This is a genomic window from Skermanella sp. (assembly GCF_059503625.1).
In genome coordinates this window covers 1-3,249 of sequence record NZ_JCACHA010000227.1, presented here as the reverse complement: position 1 = coordinate 3,249, position 3,249 = coordinate 1, and the positions used below count along the sequence as shown (strand labels likewise).

The following is a 3,249-nucleotide window of genomic DNA, read 5'->3' as shown; positions in this document are numbered from 1 at the left end:
CAGAACAGCCACCACAGGAGCAGGCTGCGGTAATTCCGCCGGCCGAAACGACGACCGCGCCCATCACGGAGCCGGAAATCGTCGAAGGCGCCACCGGGGAAGAGCCAACCGCCGGCGGCGAGTCGATCCCGCCTGACGAGTCGCAGGAGCCTGAGCAAGCGGTCGCCCAGGACACCGAGCGGAATACCGCCCGGGATACTGTTCAGGACACCGCCGCTCCGCCTCCTCCGGAGCCGCCGGCCGCCGAAGCGCCCCGCCCCGCCACCGTCGCCCCTCCTCCAGCCAAGCCCCAGACTGCTCATGCGCTCAAGGAAGCGACGCCTCCGCGCAAACCCGAGAAGCCCGCAATCGCAAAGATTGAAAAGCCCGCGCGGCCTCCGGCAAGGAAGCCTGACGCGACCCCGGCCAGCATCCCGGCAGGCCGCGCCGGCGGCTCGATCCAGCAGGCCGTAGCCATCGCACCGGCGGAGCGGCTGCCATCGGATCCTTCCGTCGTGCCTGCACAGGCGCGGATGATCGGCACCAACCCGGATCTGAGCCAGATGCAGTTCAAGATCCAGGAGATCCACTTCAATCCGGGAAGCGCCAACCTGACGCCGGGTGGCGAGCGGAAGACGCTGACAGCCAGCCGGTTCATCTCCGATCTTCAGGTCCGCTCGGTCAAGGTGGTCGGATATGCCGACACGGTCGGACCGACCGCCTTCAATCAGGAACTGGCGCTGGCGCGCGCCGGCTCGGTCGCCAGCCTGCTGGAACGCGCAGGAGTTCCCGCCGACCTCATCGAGACTGTCGGAATGGGCGAGGCCAAGATGCCGATGCCGACGGACGACGGTATTTCAGAACCGCTGAACCGGTGTGTCGGCATCCTGGTTTCCGTCGACGAGGTGCGCTGAACCGGGAAGCCGACGCACGGGGCTTCAGACCGGAAGATCGGCGCCGGAAAGCGTCACGCCTCCGGCGGCGGACGGCGGCGCAACGGACCGGTACGCTGGCCGCGGCGCCGGGGTTTCCGATCCATGTTGTTGGGGCCTCCGCCATTGGGACCACCACCGTTCGGACCGCCGCCGTTCGGACCGCCACCGTTCGGACCACCCTGCCCCGGTCCCTGGCCGCCGTCCATGACCATGCCGTCCTCGCCCACCAGCTCCTCGACGGGCTCGGGCGGGCGGCGGTCGGCCATGGCGGTGCGGTACCAGTGCTCGGCGTATTGCAGATGCCCCTGCGCGGTGATTTCGTCGCCTGCGGCCTTGGCGTCCTGGGCAAGGTCCAGATAGCGGGCATGCTTGGTCATGGCGTCCCCGCGGACTCGTTCGGGAGTGCCGCCGTCCAGACCAGGGGCGCGGGATTGGCTGCGATAGGGGGAGCGATTATGTCTTGGCGGCGGCACTTTTTCGTCCTTTGTTGGGTCCGGCCCGCCATGGTAGCGCATTGTTCCGTGATGCGCGCCATTTCAGCCGTTTCGATCCTTTCGAATAGACCGGTTCATAGCTCCGGTCATTCAAAATCGTCCATACCCGGCAAGGTTTAGTAACGAGTGCGGCAACTGGGTCGCGCTTGTCGGCGCGCGACCCGTTGACGAAGGACCGTCGAGGAAGGACGTTATTTCGCGTCCACGCCGCCCATGCAGAGATACTTGATCTCCATGTATTCCTCGAGGCCGTATTTCGAGCCTTCCCGCCCGATGCCGCTTTCCTTCATGCCGCCGAAAGGTGCCATTTCGGTCGAAATGATGCCTTCGTTGATGCCGACGATGCCGTATTCCAGCGCTTCGGCGACCCGCCAGACCCGGCCGACGTCGCGGCTGTAGAAATAGGCCGCCAGACCGTATTCGGTGTCGTTCGCCATCTTGATCGCCTGCTCTTCCGTATCGAAGCGGAACAGCGGGGCGACCGGACCGAAGGTCTCGTCGCGCGTCACCTTCATCTCGGTCGTGACGTCGGCCAGCACCGTCGGCTGGAAGAACGTGCCGCCGAGCGAGTGACGCTCGCCGCCGACGACGACACGGGCGCCCTTGGACAGGGCGTCGCGGATGTGGTCCTCGACCTTCTCCACGGCTGACATGTCGATCAGCGGCCCCTGCTGGGCGCCTTCGGTCATGCCGTCGGCCACCTTCAGCGTCTTGACCGCTTCGGCCAGCTTGGCGGCGAAGGCGTCGTAGATGCCGTTCTGGACCAGCAGACGGTTGGCGCAGACGCAAGTCTGCCCGGTGTTGCGGTACTTGGAGGCGATGGCGCCCTTGACCGCCTCGTCCAGGTCGGCGTCGTCGAATACGATGAACGGCGCATTGCCGCCCAGTTCGAGCGAGACCTTCTTCACCGTGCCGGCGCACTGCGACATCAGCTGCTTGCCGATCTCTGTCGAGCCGGTGAAGGTCAGCTTGCGGACCAGCGGGTTGGTCGTCATCTCGCCGCCGATCGCCTTGGCCGATCCTGTCAGCACGCTCAGCACGCCGGCCGGCACGCCTGCCCGCTCCGCCAACACCGCCATCGCGAAGGCGGAATAGGGCGTCGATGTCGCAGGCTTGATGACGATCGGACAGCCCGCCGCCAGCGCAGGGCCGGCCTTGCGGGTGATCATCGCCGCCGGAAAGTTCCAGGGAGTGATGGCGGCGCAGACGCCGACCGGCTCCTTGGTCACGACAAGACGGCGGCCGGGAAGGTGCGCGGGGATGGTGTCGCCATAGACGCGCTTGGCCTCTTCCCCGAACCACTCGATGAACGAAGCGGCATAGGCGATTTCACCCCGCGACTCGGCGATCGGCTTGCCCTGCTCCGCCGTCATGATCCGCGCCAGGTCTTCCTGGTTCGCCATCATCAGGTCGAACCACGTGCGCAGGATCTTCGCCCGCTCCTTCGCGGTCTTGGCGCGCCACGCCGGATAGGCACGGTTGGCGGCCTCGATCGCACGGCGGGTCTCCGCCTCCCCGGCGGCCGGCACGGTGCCGAGCTTGCTGCCATCGGCCGGATTGGTGACGTCGATGGTTTTGCCGCTGTCGGCATCGATCCACTGACCGTCGACATAGCACCGCCCGCGCAGCAGGTCCGCGTCCTTCAGCCCAAGTCGTGCGGCGGTTTCAGTCATGACGCTCATAGAAGTGGTCTCCTTGGCTTTTCTTCGTTCCGGGCAGCGCATGAGCCGCAGCCGTGTCCTATAATCAACGGCCTCAAAGATTGGCCTGTGGGAGACCAGCGCAATTTCGTAGGTCGGTCTAAAGCGAAGCGGCAGCCGACAAGCAGGCGCGTCTATGTC

The 3,249-nt window shown here is 66.1% G+C and carries 3 protein-coding genes; 1 reads left to right on the top strand and 2 read right to left on the bottom strand.

The features are described from left to right. On the top strand, positions 1-893 hold an 893-nt coding region (locus AC5JJ6_RS05620; RefSeq protein ID WP_496041097.1), incomplete at its 5' end, for an OmpA family protein. A 53-nt stretch (positions 894-946) separates the two neighbouring features. On the opposite strand, the gene AC5JJ6_RS05615 is transcribed toward AC5JJ6_RS05620, so the two are convergent. Beyond that, positions 947-1,429 (bottom strand): DUF4167 domain-containing protein, encoded by a 483-nt coding sequence (locus AC5JJ6_RS05615; RefSeq protein WP_496041096.1) that lies wholly within the window; start codon positions 1,427-1,429, stop codon positions 947-949. A 170-nt stretch (positions 1,430-1,599) separates the two neighbouring features. Further along, complete coding sequence (gene gabD, locus AC5JJ6_RS05610; RefSeq protein ID WP_496041095.1) at positions 1,600-3,090, bottom strand: NADP-dependent succinate-semialdehyde dehydrogenase; 1,491 nt, start codon at positions 3,088-3,090, stop codon at positions 1,600-1,602. Positions 3,091-3,249: the final 159 nt, after the last annotated feature.

Coding starts and splice junctions, on each gene's coding strand:
- AC5JJ6_RS05615 (WP_496041096.1), bottom strand. CDS start 1,429: ATGCGCTACCATGGCGGGCCGGACCCAACAAAGGACGAAAAAGTGCCG.
- gabD (WP_496041095.1), bottom strand. CDS start 3,090: ATGAGCGTCATGACTGAAACCGCCGCACGACTTGGGCTGAAGGACGCG.